The sequence below is a fragment of the Citrobacter amalonaticus Y19 genome, from assembly GCF_000981805.1.
In the GTDB taxonomy this organism is placed as follows: Bacteria; Pseudomonadota; Gammaproteobacteria; order Enterobacterales; family Enterobacteriaceae; genus Citrobacter_A; species Citrobacter_A amalonaticus_C.
This window is the reverse complement of the sequence record NZ_CP011132.1, coordinates 4,182,901-4,198,048: the sequence shown is the minus strand read 5'-3', so window position 1 is coordinate 4,198,048 and position 15,148 is coordinate 4,182,901. Positions and strand designations below refer to the sequence as shown.

Here is a 15,148-nt window from a genome sequence, read left to right as displayed (position 1 = left end):
ATTACAGATTTTTATCTTGCAGTTACGAAATTTGGTTTATTTCCTGAATTATGACCAGGATCTTACTTTTTACCGTGGAGACTGAATGTTGCACTTATGCCAGCAGAGTAGCCATTTTTTGCAAATGGATATTTTTATTTTGCGAGGTGGCGCACACTTGTGAATTCTCTCAATAGCAGTGTGAAATAACATAATTGAGCAACGGGAATGGAGTGCCCAATATTACTGCATAACCTATCACCGCCGTATTCCCTGATTATGGAGTTCATTATGCAGGCATATTTTGACCAACTCGATCGCGTTCGTTATGAAGGCCCCCGTTCCACTAATCCGTTAGCATTCCGTCATTACAATCCTGATGAGATCGTTCTGGGTAAACGGATGGAAGATCATCTGCGTTTTGCAGCCTGCTACTGGCATACCTTCTGCTGGAACGGGGCTGACATGTTTGGTGTCGGGGCGTTTGATCGTCCGTGGCAGCAACCGGGCGATGCGCTGGCGTTAGCGAAGCGTAAAGCCGATGTCGCGTTTGAGTTTTTCCACAAGCTGCACGTTCCGTTCTACTGTTTCCACGATGTGGATGTTTCGCCGGAAGGCGCGTCGCTGAAAGAGTACAAAAATAACTTCGCCCAAATGGTGGATGTGTTCGCTGAGAAGCAAGAACAGAGCGGCGTGAAGCTGCTATGGGGCACGGCAAACTGCTTCACCAACCCACGTTATGGCGCCGGGGCGGCCACGAATCCGGATCCGGAAGTCTTCAGTTGGGCGGCCACTCAGGTGGTGACGGCGATGGATGCCACGCACAAGCTGGGGGGTGAAAACTACGTGCTGTGGGGCGGTCGCGAAGGATACGAAACCTTGCTCAATACCGACCTGCGTCAGGAGCGCGAGCAAATTGGCCGCTTCATGCAGATGGTGGTTGAGCACAAACACAAAACGGGATTCCAGGGCACGCTGTTGATCGAGCCGAAGCCGCAGGAACCGACCAAGCATCAGTATGACTACGATGCGTCGACCGTTTACGGCTTCCTCAAGCAGTTCGGTCTGGAAAAAGAGATCAAACTGAATATCGAGGCTAACCACGCGACGCTGGCGGGTCATTCATTCCACCACGAAATCGCGACGGCAATTGCGCTGGGTCTGTTTGGCTCTGTGGATGCCAACCGGGGTGACGCACAGCTGGGCTGGGATACCGACCAGTTCCCGAACAGCGTAGAAGAGAACGCGCTGGTGATGTACGAAATCCTCAAAGCGGGCGGTTTCACTACCGGCGGTCTGAATTTTGACGCCAAAGTACGCCGTCAGAGCACGGATAAGTACGATCTGTTCTATGGCCATATCGGTGCGATGGACACGATGGCGCTGTCGCTGAAAATCGCGGCACGCATGATTGAGGGTGGCGAACTGGATAAGCGCGTCGCGAAGCGTTATGCCGGCTGGAATAGCGAACTGGGCCAGCAGATCCTGAAAGGTCAGATGTCGCTAAGCGAACTGGCACATTATGCTGAACAGCACAACCTGGCACCGGTGCATCAGAGTGGCCATCAGGAGCAACTGGAAAACCTGGTGAATCATTACCTGTTCGATAAGTAATCGACGTTGCCGGGTGGCGCTGCGTTTTCCCGGCCGGTCGTTTTTTACTGGCCCGGTGAGCGTTGTGCCACCGGGCATTTTCAGTTTAAGGAACCCACGTTATGTATATCGGGATCGATCTTGGCACCTCGGGCGTGAAAGCGATTTTGCTCAATGAGCAAGGCGAGGTGGTCGCATCGCAAACGGAAAAACTCACCGTCTCCCGTCCTCATCCGCTCTGGTCGGAACAAGATCCCGAACAGTGGTGGCTGGCGACGGACCGCGCGCTGAAAGCATTAGGCAAACAGCATTCATTAAGCAAAGTGAAAGCGCTGGGGATTGCCGGGCAGATGCACGGCGCGACGCTGCTCGACAGCCAGCAGCAGGTACTGCGACCGGCCATTCTGTGGAATGACGGACGCTGCGGCGAGGAGTGCGCGTTGTTGGAGTCAAAGGTGCCGCAGTCGCGGGCCATCACCGGTAACCTGATGATGCCCGGATTCACGGCACCGAAGCTGCTGTGGGTACAGCGTCACGAACCGGCGGTTTTCCGCCAGGTGGCGAAAGTGCTGCTGCCGAAAGACTATCTGCGTTTACGCATGACGGGCGAGTTTGCCAGCGACATGTCTGATGCTGCGGGAACGATGTGGCTGGATGTGGAAAAACGTGACTGGAGTGACGTGATGCTGAATGCCTGTGGCCTGACCCGTGACCATATGCCCGCGCTATTCGAAGGGAATGAGATTACCGGCAGGTTGCTGCCTGATGTCGCGCTGGCATGGGATATGCCCGCGGTTTCTGTCGTTGCGGGCGGTGGCGACAATGCCGCCGGTGCGGTGGGGGTAGGGATGATCAATGCCGATCAGGCCATGCTGTCACTGGGAACGTCTGGCGTCTATTTTGCCGTCAGCGACGGTTTCCTGAGCAAGCCTGAAAGCGCGGTGCACAGCTTTTGCCATGCGTTGCCTGAGCGCTGGCATCTGATGTCGGTGATGTTAAGTGCGGCCTCCTGTCTGGACTGGGCGGCGACGTTAACCGGTCTGGAGACGGTGCCAGCGCTGATTAATGCGGCGCAGCAGGCTGATGATGCCGCAGACCCTGTCTGGTTTCTGCCCTACCTTTCAGGTGAGCGTACGCCGCATAACAATCCTCAGGCGAAAGGCGTTTTCTTTGGTCTGACCCATCAGCATGGACCGGCTGAACTGGCGCGGGCAGTGCTGGAAGGCGTGGGATATGCGCTGGCTGACGGAATGGACGTGGTACACGCCTGTGGCGTTAAGCCGCGTAGCATCACGCTGATAGGAGGAGGAGCACGCAGCGCATACTGGCGGCAGATGCTGGCGGATATCAGCGGTCTGCAACTGGATTATCGTACCGGCGGCGATGTGGGGCCGGCGCTGGGAGCTGCTCGTCTGGCGCAAATTGCGATGAACCCGGAGATACCGCTAGTGGAACTGCTGCCACAACTCTCGCTTGAGCAGACGCACAGGCCCGATGCGCAACGCCATCACGTTTATCAACAGCGTCGCGAAACCTTCCGTCGTCTTTATCAGCAATTACTTCCGCTCATGTCCTGAGCCTGAATCCCTCCTGGTCACAGGAGGGATTTACCCAATCGATAAAAAAACAAACTCATAGATTAACAGCATGAATGAATTCTGAATTCTCCTGACAATGCTATTTTTCGTTGCTGTCTTTACGGGGTTATCCCTAATCTGATCCCCTATTGGCTAAGGGGATTCAGTGAAAAGCTCAACGTTAATTTCATGGTTGTTGCTCATTTCTGGCACATCGACTTACGTTATCGGCTTATGGATGGCATGTCCGTCTCTGAGCGGAAAGGGCTACTTTCTCAGTGTCCTGGTGACCGCAATGTTTGTTACGTACGTTTATCTGCGTGAAGCAAAACGTGAGCAGCTCGACCACCGCTTTGTCTCCACGTGTCAAATGGTGGCGCTGATTACGCTTGGCTTATTTCTGGTTGGGGTTATCAATGCGCCGCTTTCGCTGAGTGAGCGGGCAATCTATCTCGTGGCGCTGTTCGTGGGTTTACTGGGACTCGCACGCGTGGTTCGGGTCTCTGGTCATTAAATAACAGCACGCTGCTGCGGCCTGCTCTCTGTTTCGCCGCTCAACCTGATTTCCCCCCAATGCCCGGTTCAAAAGACCGGGCATTTCAACGTCAACTGACCAGTCTGCGCGTATCGAGTCGTTGTAACAGCATTGAAAGCAGTAAACTGCCCGCGAGGGTGGCGCTAAAGATCCACAGCATATCCAGCGGCGGCCAGCGTTTGATTTCCAGTCCGCCAGTGCGCAACGCATGAATAATGAGCGCATGAAAACCATAAATGCCGAGCGAATGGCGGGAGATCAATCCCAGTCCAGGGACGGTTCGTCTGTTCAGCGTGTTTTTGACCAACGTCAGCAGTGCGACGGCGCAGATAAAAACCATCGGTCCGCAATAGAGATACCAGGTATCGGCAAAGTTACCGCGCCACTGCAATTCATGCAGCGTCCCACGCGATATGACCCACACCGCAACCACGAAGAGTCCCGCGCATAGCCAGGAAAGCGCGTTTTTTTGTGTCTCCATCATGCCGATAGCGCGCCCCAGCATTCCGTACAGAATGTAGTAAAAGGTATCGCCGTTGATATACAAATTAATGGGGAGCCATTCGAACCCGCCCACTTTTTGCGGCACGGTATTTGGGTTAGCGAGGATGCCAATGACCACCATCAGTACCAACAGCATTTTGCCACTGACGTTTTTTACCTGAATCAGCGGTGAGACCAGGTAGATCACGGCGATCGCGAAGAAAAACCACAGGTGATAGAACACCGGTTTTTGCAGCAGGTTTTTTAAGGAGAGTCCGGCGTTAATCGAGGTAAACAGCGTGATGTAGAGCAGGGCGACGGCGCTGTAGAACAACAGGCACAGCGCGATGCGTAAAAAATGGCGCGATTGCGCGCTGCGCTCGCCAAAAAAGAGATAACCCGAAATCATAAAAAACAGCGGTACGCTGACGCGTGATGCCGAATTCAGTATGTTGGCAAGATCCCAGCTAACGGGACTGACACTCTGTGCATTTGTGATGTACCAGGTTGTGGTGTGGATCATAACCACCATCAGACAGGCGATCCCTCGCAGGTTATCAATCCAGAAAATTTTGGGCTGCATCAGTTCCTCTGTTTTCGTTTCAAAAATGGTCTGACTCACATTTCGGCAGCCTGTCTCGCTGGATTAATCTGAGTTTTTACACTAAAGCTTGTGATGGTCCGATGAGATTCGCAAAATGCGTCTGTCACATCGAACGTAATAATAATAAGACTGATCAGTAAATTAGACGGTAATAAAATGATGATGAAATCTTTCTTTCCGGCAATGGTGATGCTTCTGCTGGCAGGATGCACCACCTCCCAACAACCGCCGATGCAAAAGGCGCAGAAAGTGAAAGTCAGCCCCACGCGCACGCTGGATATGGAAGCGTTGTGCAAAGATCAGGCCGCCCGACGCTATAACACCGGCGCACAGAAAATTGATGTCACAGGTTTTGAACAATTTCAGGGGAGTTATGAGATGCGCGGCGCTACCTTCCGTAAAGAGAGTTTTGTCTGCTCTTTTGACGCGGATGGGCAGTTTTTACATCTTTCCATGCGTTGAGCCCTGCCTTTTTCCCGTTTCGTACTGTATATCTTGCAGTCAGCGGGTATACTGATCCCTTCCTTTTAAAACCACACGTATCCAGCACGAAATACTATGCAAAAGTTTGATACCAAGACCTTCCAGGGCCTGATCCTGACATTACAGGATTACTGGGCCCGTCAGGGCTGCACCATTGTTCAACCTTTGGACATGGAAGTGGGCGCAGGTACCTCGCACCCGATGACCAGCCTGCGCGCGCTGGGGCCAGAACCGATGGCAACCGCGTATGTGCAACCTTCTCGTCGTCCCACTGATGGACGCTACGGCGAAAACCCGAACCGTTTACAGCACTACTATCAGTTCCAGGTGGTGATTAAGCCCTCTCCGGACAACATCCAGGAGCTGTATCTCGGGTCGCTGAAAGAGCTGGGTATGGATCCCACCATTCACGACATTCGGTTCGTGGAAGATAACTGGGAAAACCCGACGCTGGGTGCCTGGGGTCTGGGTTGGGAAGTGTGGCTGAACGGGATGGAAGTGACGCAGTTCACTTACTTCCAGCAGGTTGGCGGACTGGAATGTAAGCCGATCACCGGTGAAATCACCTATGGTCTGGAACGTCTGGCGATGTACATTCAGGGCGTAGACAGCGTTTACGACCTGGTCTGGAGCGACGGCCCGTTGGGTAAAACCACTTACGGCGATGTGTTCCATCAGAACGAAGTGGAGCAATCCACCTATAACTTCGAATACGCGGATGTGGACTTCCTGTTCACCTGCTTTGAGCAGTATGAGAAAGAAGCGCAGCAACTGCTGGCGCTGGAAACCCCGCTGCCGCTGCCTGCCTACGAGCGTATTCTGAAGGCCGCCCACAGCTTCAACCTGCTGGATGCGCGTAAAGCCATCTCCGTCACGGAACGTCAGCGCTACATTCTGCGTATCCGTACCCTGACCAAAGCAGTGGCAGAAGCTTACTATGCTTCCCGTGAAGCCCTCGGCTTCCCGATGTGCAATAAAGACAAATAAGAGGCGGCCATGTCTGAGAAAACTTTCCTGGTGGAAATCGGCACTGAAGAGCTGCCACCAAAAGCCCTGCGCAGCCTGGCGGAATCCTTTGCTGCGAATGTGACTGCGGAGCTGGACAACGCTGGCATCGCGCACGGTCATGTTGAATGGTTTGCGGCGCCGCGTCGTCTGGCGCTGAAAATCGCTAATCTGGCAGAATCCCAGCCCGATCGCGAAGTTGAAAAACGCGGTCCGGCGATAGCCCAGGCATTTGATGCCGAAGGCAAACCGAGTAAAGCGGCAGAAGGTTGGGCACGGGGTTGCGGCATCACCGTTGATCAGGCCGAGCGTCTGACGACCGATAAAGGCGAATGGTTGCTGTATCGTGCGCACGTGAAAGGCGAAAGCGCCGAAGCGCTGCTGCCGAACATGATTGCCACGTCGCTGGCGAAACTGCCGATCCCGAAACTGATGCGTTGGGGAGCAAGCGACGTGCACTTCGTGCGTCCGGTGCACACCGTTACCCTGCTGCTGGGCGATAAAGTCATTCCGGCTACCATTCTGGGCATCCAGTCCGATCGCGTGATTCGTGGCCATCGTTTTATGGGCGAGCCGGAATTTACCATCGACAACGCCGATCAGTACCCGCAGATCCTGCTGGAGCGCGGTAAGGTCATTGCCGACTACGAACAGCGTAAAGCCAAAATCAAAGCGGATGCGGAAGACGCGGCGCGTACCATTGGCGGGAATGCCGATCTGAGCGAAAGTCTGCTGGAAGAAGTGACTTCGCTGGTGGAATGGCCGGTGGTACTGACGGCGAAATTTGAAGAGAAATTCCTCGCGGTGCCATCTGAAGCGCTGGTGTACACCATGAAAGGCGACCAGAAGTACTTCCCGGTCTACGCCAACGACGGCAAACTGCTGCCGAACTTCATCTTCGTTGCGAATATCGAATCGAAAGATCCGCAGCAAATCATCTCCGGTAACGAGAAGGTGGTGCGCCCGCGTCTGGCGGATGCCGAGTTCTTCTTCAATACCGACCGTAAAAAACGTCTGGAAGACAATCTGCCGCGTCTGCAAACCGTGCTGTTCCAGCAACAATTAGGTACGCTGCGTGACAAAACTGATCGTATCGCGGAGCTGTCTGGTTGGATCGCCCGTGAGATTGGCGCAGACGTTAACCATGCTACCCGTGCGGGCCTGCTGTCGAAATGTGACTTGATGACCAACATGGTCTTCGAGTTCACCGACACCCAGGGCGTGATGGGGATGCACTACGCCCGCCACGATGGCGAAGCGGAAGATGTGGCTGTTGCCCTGAACGAACAGTATCAACCGCGCTTTGCCGGTGATGACCTGCCGTCTAACCCGGTTGCCTGCGCACTGGCGATTGCGGACAAGATGGATACCCTGGCGGGTATCTTCGGTATCGGTCAGCACCCGAAAGGGGACAAAGACCCGTTCGCTCTGCGTCGTGCGGCGCTGGGCGTGCTGCGCATTATCGTCGAGAAGAACCTGAACCTCGACCTGCAGACGCTGACCGAAGAAGCAGTGCGTCTGTACGGTGATAAGCTGACCAACGCTAACGTCGTTGATGACGTCATCGACTTTATGCTCGGTCGCTTCCGTGCCTGGTATCAGGATGAAGGCTACACGGTGGATATCATCCAGGCGGTGCTGGCGCGTCGTCCGACCCGTCCGGCTGATTTCGATGCGCGCATGAAGGCGGTCTCCCACTTCCGCACTCTGGAAGCGGCATCCGCGCTGGCGGCTGCCAACAAGCGTGTTTCCAACATTCTGGCGAAGTCTGATGAGACGCTGAACGAGCGTGTTAACGCCGCGGTGCTGAAAGAGCCGGAAGAGATTGCGCTGGCGATGCAGGTTGTCGTGCTGCGTGACAAGCTTGAACCGTACTTTGCCGAAGGTCGTTACCAGGACGCGCTGGTGGAACTGGCTGAACTGCGTGAGCCGGTTGATTTATTCTTCGAAAAAGTGATGGTGAACGTCGAGGATAAAGACCTGCGTATTAACCGTCTCTCGATGCTCGAGAAACTGCGCGAGCTGTTCCTGCGCGTGGCGGATATTTCGCTGCTGCAGTAAACATCGCGCAAGTCACCACCGCATACAAACGCTGAAGCGCCCGATGACGCAAGCTTATCGGGCCTACAGAACACAGTGTAGGCCGGATAAGGCGTCAGCCATCATCCGGCAAAAACTATCGCATGTGTTTTCAACGCGCTGAAACCTGCCCTCGGGCAGGTTTTTTTATGGACGGACAGGAAGAGTTACTGCAACTGCAGTTCCGTCAGACAGGTCTGACTGTCATCCTTCGTGGCAATCGCGTGTGACGCCGTTTTGCCGTTGTAGCTCACTTCTATTGTCCCTTCGATGTTGCGCGGCAACCAGACGCCGATAAACCCGTTCTGATAGCTTTTGATCGGTCTCTGAATCAACACATCGCCTTTCTTATCCGTCACTTTAACGTTGAACGTGGTATCCGGCATTTCGCCCTGACAGCCGGAAAGGCTGTGATTAAAGCACGGATGCGTCTGTTGTTGGTAAGGCGCAAAGGAGAGATAGAACTTTTCGCCCAGCGGCAGGGTATACATCTGCCCATCAGAGGCGAGTTTTAACTCGGTACTGGTGATGGAAGCTGAATACGGCAGCGGACGGGACTGCGGCGTTTGATCGATGGTATCCACGATCTGTTCAACTGACTTACCGGCAAGACCATGTTCGGCAAGGAACGCGGCTTCTGGTGATGCAGCAAACGCGGTACCACTGGTGAGCAAACCTAACGTAAGGAACAAAGGGAGTCTGGACATAGCGTCAATTCCATGTGTAAAACAGGGTTTTTACTATAAAGCTTACCCTTAGGGAAAGGTCAAAGCCTGAACAGGTAAAGTAATGCAAAGAAGGGGAAGTGGGATGGCAAAAGGTGGGGGGAGAGATAAAAAAAATCCCCGCCGTCTGGCAGGGATCTTGAATTCTGAGCTTTTTAAGCTTACAGGCTGGTTACGTTGCCAGCTGCCGGGCCTTTAGCGCCGCTTTCGATGGTGAAGGAAACTTTCTGACCTTCGTCCAGGGATTTGTAGCCTTCGTTCTGGATAGCAGAGAAGTGTACGAACACGTCTTTAGAGCCATCGTCAGGAGTGATGAAGCCGAAGCCTTTGTCAGCGTTGAACCATTTTACGATACCAGTCATTTTACCGGACATAGTGTATTACCTTTTAAAAAATAAGTGTGCCTTTCGGCGATATGGCGTGCTCTACAGATTTTTTAAGCGTTAAGGAAATGCGCACTACGAGGGGTATCAACGATAACTCTTGAAGGGGACTACCTTACTAAACTGCTTTAATGGTCTGTACGTCAAACCGTGGGACGCATTAACTCATGTAACGCCAGTTGATGCAACTGTTATTTTGCTCCAGGCAGCTTAAGTGGTCAGAAAACGGCCCTGTATCAGGACCGTTCATCAACGATTGTCGACTATTCCATCAACTGCTTACTCAACGTCGGGTTAGCCTGTATCAGTCGCATCAGCTTCAATTCTGTACTGGAGGGTTTAACGCGTTTTGATTCCCACTCCTGTACCAGTGCAACCGTTACGCCTAACGCTCTGGCGAAATCATCTGTTTCAAGTCCGCTACCCCGTCGTAGCTGTTCAAATTCGCTAAAGGGGCTTGGCTTATGTGTCAGGGCGATTTTTGATGATTCTTCTTTAAAAACAATTTGTTCCAGGCTGCTCAGCAGCTCAAACATCGGATCTTTAGATTCCATTGAGAACTCCTCTAAATCACACTGCGGGATCGTGAATTTCATCGAAGCCAGTTAAGAATAGTCGTAAATGAGAAAGCGCGGTGGGCGTCACAGTTTAAGAGGGGGACAAGACTCGTTTCAGCGACGAGGAGACGGCGGATTTGTAGCTTGCTAACGATCTGATAACGGGCACTATATCCCGCGTCGTAAAAAGAATTGTAAAGATTACGAAAATCTGACTATTTCCAGGCAGGCGGTTACCTGCCTGGAAGGGGAGATCAGGCTTTTTGCGCGGCGTGAGTCGGCGACTCTGCAAGTGTTGAGGAAGCAGAGAGTTGGCGTTTACCGACCCAGTATTTCACCATCAAAGCCAATGCGGACACCAGTGCCGGAATCGCAAGGAACGTAAAGATGGTTTCGAACGCGAGCTGTGCCTGCATCAGGAAGGCGCCGCTAAACGCGCCGAGAATACCGCCAAAACGGCCCAGACCTAACATCCATGCTACGCCGGTCGCGCGGCCTTGCGTGGGGTAAAAACCGGCCGCCAGCGCGGGCATGGACGATTGTGCGCCATTCATGATCGTCCCGGCGATAAAGACCATCACTCCCATGAGCATCAGACTACTGGTGGAGAACCCGACCAGGCAGACGAACACCCCGGTCAGCAACCAACCGACCGCGACCACTTTGTTCGGGTTGAATTTGTCCATCAGCGCACCCAGCACCAGAACGCCAATCCCGCCGCCCAGCGGGAACAGGGCGGTAATGATGGACGCCTGACTCAGCGTGGCCCCTGTTTCACGGATCAGCAACGGCAGCCAACTGGTCAGCAGATAGAAGATCAGCAACCCCATAAAATAGGTCAGACACAGCATCACCGTACCCAGCGCGTAACGCGGCGAGAAGATGACGCCCAGCGCCGATTTCTCTTTAATCTGCCCAGTTTCACGCAGGACAAAGTGCGTTGCTTCCGGCAGCGGGGCGATACGGCGCAGAATCGTGCCGATCTGCTGTTGTGATTTATTCTTTACGACCAGATAACGGGCGGATTCGGGCAGCAGGAAGATCAGTACCACCGCCAGCGCCAGTGGCATTACGCCGCCGAGGATCAGCACGCTTTGCCAGCCGTAATGCGGGATAAGCCAGGCAGAGACAAACCCGCCCATCGACGAGCCAATCGGGAATCCGACGAACATCAGATTCACCAGCAACGCGCGACGGCGTTCTGGTGCGTATTCACTCATCAGGGTCGCGGCATTGGGCATCGCGGCCCCCAGACCCAGGCCGGTTAAAAAGCGCAGCGCCGTCAGTTGGTTCAGCGTGCCGGCAAAGGCGGTAAGCAGGCTGAAGCCGCCAAACACCAGAATCGACATGATCAGAACTTTTTTGCGACCGACGCGGTCAGCCAGTGGACCCGCGGTGAGCGCTCCCACGGCAAGTCCCACCAGCGCGGCGCTCATGACCGGGCCGAGCGCGGATTTTTCAACGCCCCACTCCTGAACGAGATCGGAGGCGATGAACCCGATAATCGCGGTATCGAACCCGTCCATCGCGACGGTCACAAAACACAGCACGAGAATCATCCACTGGTATTTTGAAAAGGGATGCTCGTTAATAAACGCTTGAATATCAGTCGTTCTGTTTGTCATGCGGTCATTCCTGCGAAAGCAAAGCGGGGGACAGAGGGCGTTTTTATTTTCTCCACCGCAAGCGTTTGGATTAATTGTGCGATTATCGAACGTTTATTCGGTAATCGTTCAACTAATCAAAACATCGAAGCCCTTGTTCGGCAATCATCCCGCCGTGGTAAGCGTGCGATAATCGTACGAATTGCTCCTGTACTGACTGAGATAACGATGAAATTCTATTAAAATCATAGAACTACCTTATGGTAATGCCCGCATGGCAGAGGCGGTAAATGTGATGCGATTAACAATAAAGTAACAAATAAACGATCGCCGTTCTGCCATGCGAATTTCCGCCACAAGATTACGCGTAAGGGGTATCCTGCGAGCCTGACCTGGACTATCCTTGTAAGCCGTAAGGCACGCGCGTTGCGTTGTGCGCATTTTTGGGTGAAAGGAGTATTAAAATGGCGACAGGTAAGTCCTGCTCTCGCTGGTTTGCGCCTCTTGCGGCGTTATTAATGGTTGTTAGCCTGAGTGGGTGTTTTGATAAAGAAGGCGATCAGCGTAAAGCATTTGTCGATTTTCTACAGAATACGGTGATGCGTAGCGGCGAACGTCTACCTACTCTGACTGCCGATCAGAAAAAACAGTTCGGCCCGTTTGTTTCTGATTACGCGATTCTGTATGGCTACTCGCAGCAGGTAAACCAGGCGATGGATTCCGCTTTGCGTCCGGTCGTTGATAGCGTTAACGCCATCCGTGTACCACAGGATTATGTGACGCAACGTGGGCCGCTACGCGACCTGAACGGCTCCCTCGGCGTACTGGGCCAGCAGCTGCAAAATGCGAAACTGCAGGCGGATGCGGCGCATGGCGCACTGAAACAGACCGAAGACCTGAAGCCGGTGTTTGACCAGGTGTATAAGAAAGTGGTGACAACGCCAGCAGATGCATTACAACCGCTGATCCCGGCCGCGCAGATCTTTACTCAGCAACTTGTCCAGGTGGGTGACTTTGTCGCGCAGCAGGATACGCAGGTTAGCTTTGTGGCGAATGGCATTCAGTTCCCGACGTCACAACAGGCAAGTCAGTACAACACATTGATTGGGCCGTTGGCTTCGCAGCATCAGGCATTTAATCAGGCCTGGACTGCGGCGGTAAACGCCATCCAGTAATGAAGTTGCCGGGCAGGCGATAGCGCCTCCCGGCAGTGTTGTTATCCCGCGACCTGCGGATTCACGCAGTTCTTCTCGACCTTTCCTTGCAGCGCATCAATCAGGTTATCGACCGCACAGGCCGCCATGTTGTAGCGCGTCTCATGCGTAGCCGAACCAATGTGCGGTACCGCCACGACGTTGTTCAGCGACAGCAGCGGTGAGTCAACCGGCAGCGGCTCCTGTTCGAACACATCCAGACCCGCAGCGTGGATCTCGCCGTTTTGCAGTGCGGTAATCAGCGCATTTTCATCGACGACCGGACCGCGTCCGGCGTTGATGAAGATGGCAGAGGACTTCATTTTGGCGAACTGTTCTGCCCCAAACAGATGATGCGTCTCGTCGGTCAGCGGCAGGATCAGGCAGACAAAGTCCGATTCCTGCAGCAGCGTATCAAGGTCGCAGTAGCGGGCGTTGAAGCGTTCTTCCGCTTCCTGATGGTGGCGGCGGGCGTTGTAGAGAATCGGCATGTTGAAGCCGAAGTGGGCGCGCTGCGCCAGCGCAAGGCCAATGCGTCCCATACCGACAATGCCCAGCGTTTTGTGGTGCACATCGATACCAAACCAGTCGGGGCCAATGCTGGAGGTCCATTCGCCAACCTTCACGCGCTCGGCCACTTCTACAACGCGGCGAGCGGTCGACAGCACCAGTGCCATGATCGTATCGGCGACGGTCTCCGTCAGTACGGTAGGCGTATGCATCAGCAGCACCTTGCGTGCGTTCAGCGCATCCACATCGAAGTTGTCATACCCCACGGAGATTGTTGAGGTCGCGCGGAGCATCTGCATTTTCTCCAGCAGTGCGGTATCGACGGTTTGGCTGGAGCCCAGCAGACCTTCGGCACTGGCAAAGGCTTGCGCGTGTTGTTCAACCGTCTGCGGGCTCAGGTTCGGCACCTGCGTGACGGTGAAATGTTCTTCCAGGCGATGCAGTAAATCGTCGGGTAACGCTTTGTAGAGAATAATGGACGGCTTCATACGACTCTCCATGAGGTAACGTTTACGCGTGGCGTGCGCCAGCGGGTACTTGCTGATTATTCGCGGGTTTGACGACTAGAGTTAGCCATACTGAGGCGAAAAGCGCCACTCCCATAAAAATGTACGAGGCGGATGGACTGCCGGTCGCACCGTTGAGGTAACCGACAAACCACGATCCGAGGAACGAACCGAGCGCGCCCATACTGTTAATAAGCGCCATCGCGCCACCGGCAACGTTGCGTGGCAACATCTCCGGAATGATAGCGAAAAACGGGCCATACGGAGCGTACATCGCCGCACCGGCAATGACCAGCAGGGTATAAGACGCCCAGAAGTTATTCGTACCGACGGCCCAAGAACCAATAAAGGCGAACGCAGCAATCAGCAGCAGAGGCCAGACGAACAGCTTGCGGTTTTGCAGTTTATCCGAGGCCCAGGAGGCGACAATCATCGCCACGGTAGCTGCCAGATACGGTACAGAAGAGAGCCAGCCCACTTCGACCATCCCCAGATTCGCGCCGCCTTCGCGGATGATTGACGGCAACCACAGCACAAAGCCGTAGACGCCAATACTCCAGGTGAAGTACTGCATGCAAAGCAGGATCACGTTGCGAGAGCGAAATGCTTCGCTGTAGTTGCGTACCGCCTTAATACCCTGCTGCTCTTGTTCGAGCTGTGTCTGCAGCGCCGTTTTTTCTGACGCGGTCAGCCAGCCGACCTGCGCCGGTTTATCTTTCACCAGCACCCACCAGCAGAAGGCCCACAGGATGGCGGGAACCCCTTCGATGATGAACATCTCACGCCAGCCGAGCGCCTGGATCAGGTAACCGGACACCACTGACATCCACAGGACCGTCACCGGGTTACCGAGGATCAGGAAGGTATTCGCGCGCGAACGCTCCGATTTCGTAAACCAGTTACTGATGTAAATCAGCATCGCTGGCATGACGGCGGCTTCTACCACCCCGAGAATAAAACGAATGGCGGCGAGTGCCGGGATATTGCTGACCATCCCGGTCAGCGACGCGCAACCGCCCCATAAAATCAGGCAGACAAAGATCAGTTTGCGCACGCTCCGGCGTTCGGCATACACCGCGCCGGGGATCTGAAAGAAGAAATAGCCGAGAAAGAACAGGGCGCCGAGCAGGGAGGAGATCCCTTTGGTGATGCCGAGATCTTCATTAATGCCCGCAGCGGATGCGAAGCTGAAGTTTGCACGGTCAAGATACGCCAGGCTATACGTGATAAACACGATAGGCATGATGTACCACCAGCGTTTTGCTGCATTTGTTGAGTTTGCCATAATCAACCTCTGTGGTTTCTGCCGCCGCTGCCTGTAGGGTACAGGGG

The 15,148-nt window shown here is 54.2% G+C and carries 14 protein-coding genes; 7 read left to right on the top strand and 7 right to left on the bottom strand.

Annotated features, from left to right (window positions below; translation table 11 throughout):
* Nucleotides 1–270: 270 nt before the first annotated feature.
* The 3 genes from xylA (at nt 271) to yiaB (ending at nt 3,663) form a co-directional block, all read left to right on the top strand.
* Nucleotides 271–1,593, top strand: a complete 1,323-nt coding sequence (gene xylA, locus F384_RS19340) for a xylose isomerase (RefSeq protein ID WP_046491979.1) — start codon at nt 271–273, stop codon at nt 1,591–1,593.
* Between the two features lie 101 nt (nt 1,594–1,694).
* On the top strand, nt 1,695–3,149 hold the full coding sequence (gene xylB, locus F384_RS19335; RefSeq protein WP_046491976.1) for a xylulokinase: 1,455 nt from the start codon (nt 1,695–1,697) through the stop codon (nt 3,147–3,149).
* A gap of 166 nt (nt 3,150–3,315) precedes the next feature.
* Nucleotides 3,316–3,663 (top strand): inner membrane protein YiaB, encoded by a 348-nt coding sequence (yiaB, locus tag F384_RS19330; protein WP_046491974.1) that lies wholly within the window; start codon nt 3,316–3,318, stop codon nt 3,661–3,663.
* Between the two features lie 91 nt (nt 3,664–3,754).
* Here the strand turns inward: yiaB and F384_RS19325 are convergent, their stop codons facing one another.
* On the bottom strand, nt 3,755–4,750 hold the full coding sequence (locus tag F384_RS19325; protein ID WP_046498416.1) for an acyltransferase: 996 nt from the start codon (nt 4,748–4,750) through the stop codon (nt 3,755–3,757).
* A gap of 177 nt (nt 4,751–4,927) precedes the next feature.
* On the opposite strand from F384_RS19325, the gene F384_RS19320 reads away from it, so the two are divergent.
* The 3 genes from F384_RS19320 (at nt 4,928) to glyS (ending at nt 8,320) form a co-directional block, all read left to right on the top strand.
* Nucleotides 4,928–5,233: a YsaB family lipoprotein gene (locus F384_RS19320; RefSeq protein ID WP_046491972.1), complete on the top strand. Its 306-nt coding sequence runs from the start codon at nt 4,928–4,930 to the stop codon at nt 5,231–5,233.
* A gap of 96 nt (nt 5,234–5,329) precedes the next feature.
* The gene (gene glyQ / locus F384_RS19315; RefSeq protein WP_042323214.1) at nt 5,330–6,241 is read left to right on the top strand and encodes a glycine--tRNA ligase subunit alpha; all 912 of its coding nucleotides are present in this window, start codon (nt 5,330–5,332) and stop codon (nt 6,239–6,241) included.
* Between the two features lie 9 nt (nt 6,242–6,250).
* Complete coding sequence (glyS, locus tag F384_RS19310) at nt 6,251–8,320, top strand: glycine--tRNA ligase subunit beta (RefSeq protein WP_046491969.1); 2,070 nt, start codon at nt 6,251–6,253, stop codon at nt 8,318–8,320.
* A gap of 185 nt (nt 8,321–8,505) precedes the next feature.
* Here the strand turns inward: glyS and cueP are convergent, their stop codons facing one another.
* From cueP to F384_RS19290, 4 genes are all read right to left on the bottom strand, one after another.
* Nucleotides 8,506–9,045 (bottom strand): copper-binding periplasmic metallochaperone CueP, encoded by a 540-nt coding sequence (cueP, locus tag F384_RS19305; protein WP_046491967.1) that lies wholly within the window; start codon nt 9,043–9,045, stop codon nt 8,506–8,508.
* A 179-nt stretch (nt 9,046–9,224) separates the two neighbouring features.
* A complete protein-coding gene (gene cspA, locus F384_RS19300) occupies nt 9,225–9,437 on the bottom strand; it encodes an RNA chaperone/antiterminator CspA (RefSeq protein WP_004126446.1) in 213 nt (70 codons plus the stop codon).
* Nucleotides 9,438–9,709: 272 nt separating this feature from the next.
* Entirely contained in the window at nt 9,710–10,000 is a 291-nt protein-coding gene (locus F384_RS19295) for an HTH-type transcriptional regulator (RefSeq protein WP_046491964.1), read from the bottom strand.
* A 257-nt stretch (nt 10,001–10,257) separates the two neighbouring features.
* Nucleotides 10,258–11,628 carry an MFS transporter gene (locus F384_RS19290; protein ID WP_046491963.1) on the bottom strand — a complete coding sequence of 457 codons (1,371 nt, stop codon included), beginning with the start codon at nt 11,626–11,628 and terminating at the stop codon, nt 10,258–10,260.
* 443 nt (nt 11,629–12,071) lie between these two features.
* Between F384_RS19290 and F384_RS19285 the strand changes: the two genes are divergently transcribed.
* On the top strand, nt 12,072–12,782 hold the full coding sequence (locus F384_RS19285; protein WP_046491960.1) for a DUF3053 domain-containing protein: 711 nt from the start codon (nt 12,072–12,074) through the stop codon (nt 12,780–12,782).
* 41 nt (nt 12,783–12,823) lie between these two features.
* Here F384_RS19285 and ghrB read toward each other — a convergent pair whose 3' ends face one another.
* Together ghrB and F384_RS19275 are read right to left on the bottom strand one after the other, a co-directional pair.
* Entirely contained in the window at nt 12,824–13,798 is a 975-nt protein-coding gene (gene ghrB / locus F384_RS19280) for a glyoxylate/hydroxypyruvate reductase GhrB (protein ID WP_046491958.1), read from the bottom strand.
* Between the two features lie 22 nt (nt 13,799–13,820).
* A complete protein-coding gene (locus F384_RS19275) occupies nt 13,821–15,101 on the bottom strand; it encodes an MFS transporter (RefSeq protein ID WP_046491956.1) in 1,281 nt (426 codons plus the stop codon).
* Nucleotides 15,102–15,148 lie beyond the last annotated feature (47 nt).

What these genes read in the sequence shown, in the direction of transcription:
- F384_RS19320 (WP_046491972.1), top strand. Translation starts at nt 4,928, where the DNA reads ATGATGATGAAATCTTTCTTTCCGGCAATGGTGATGCTTCTGCTGGCA.
- glyQ (WP_042323214.1), top strand. Translation starts at nt 5,330, where the DNA reads ATGCAAAAGTTTGATACCAAGACCTTCCAGGGCCTGATCCTGACATTA.
- F384_RS19290 (WP_046491963.1), bottom strand. Translation starts at nt 11,628, where the DNA reads ATGACAAACAGAACGACTGATATTCAAGCGTTTATTAACGAGCATCCC.
- F384_RS19275 (WP_046491956.1), bottom strand. Translation starts at nt 15,101, where the DNA reads ATGGCAAACTCAACAAATGCAGCAAAACGCTGGTGGTACATCATGCCT.
- glyS (WP_046491969.1), top strand. Translation starts at nt 6,251, where the DNA reads ATGTCTGAGAAAACTTTCCTGGTGGAAATCGGCACTGAAGAGCTGCCA.
- cueP (WP_046491967.1), bottom strand. Translation starts at nt 9,045, where the DNA reads ATGTCCAGACTCCCTTTGTTCCTTACGTTAGGTTTGCTCACCAGTGGT.
- F384_RS19325 (WP_046498416.1), bottom strand. Translation starts at nt 4,750, where the DNA reads ATGCAGCCCAAAATTTTCTGGATTGATAACCTGCGAGGGATCGCCTGT.
- F384_RS19295 (WP_046491964.1), bottom strand. Translation starts at nt 10,000, where the DNA reads ATGGAATCTAAAGATCCGATGTTTGAGCTGCTGAGCAGCCTGGAACAA.
- ghrB (WP_046491958.1), bottom strand. Translation starts at nt 13,798, where the DNA reads ATGAAGCCGTCCATTATTCTCTACAAAGCGTTACCCGACGATTTACTG.
- F384_RS19285 (WP_046491960.1), top strand. Translation starts at nt 12,072, where the DNA reads ATGGCGACAGGTAAGTCCTGCTCTCGCTGGTTTGCGCCTCTTGCGGCG.
- xylA (WP_046491979.1), top strand. Translation starts at nt 271, where the DNA reads ATGCAGGCATATTTTGACCAACTCGATCGCGTTCGTTATGAAGGCCCC.
- cspA (WP_004126446.1), bottom strand. Translation starts at nt 9,437, where the DNA reads ATGTCCGGTAAAATGACTGGTATCGTAAAATGGTTCAACGCTGACAAA.
- xylB (WP_046491976.1), top strand. Translation starts at nt 1,695, where the DNA reads ATGTATATCGGGATCGATCTTGGCACCTCGGGCGTGAAAGCGATTTTG.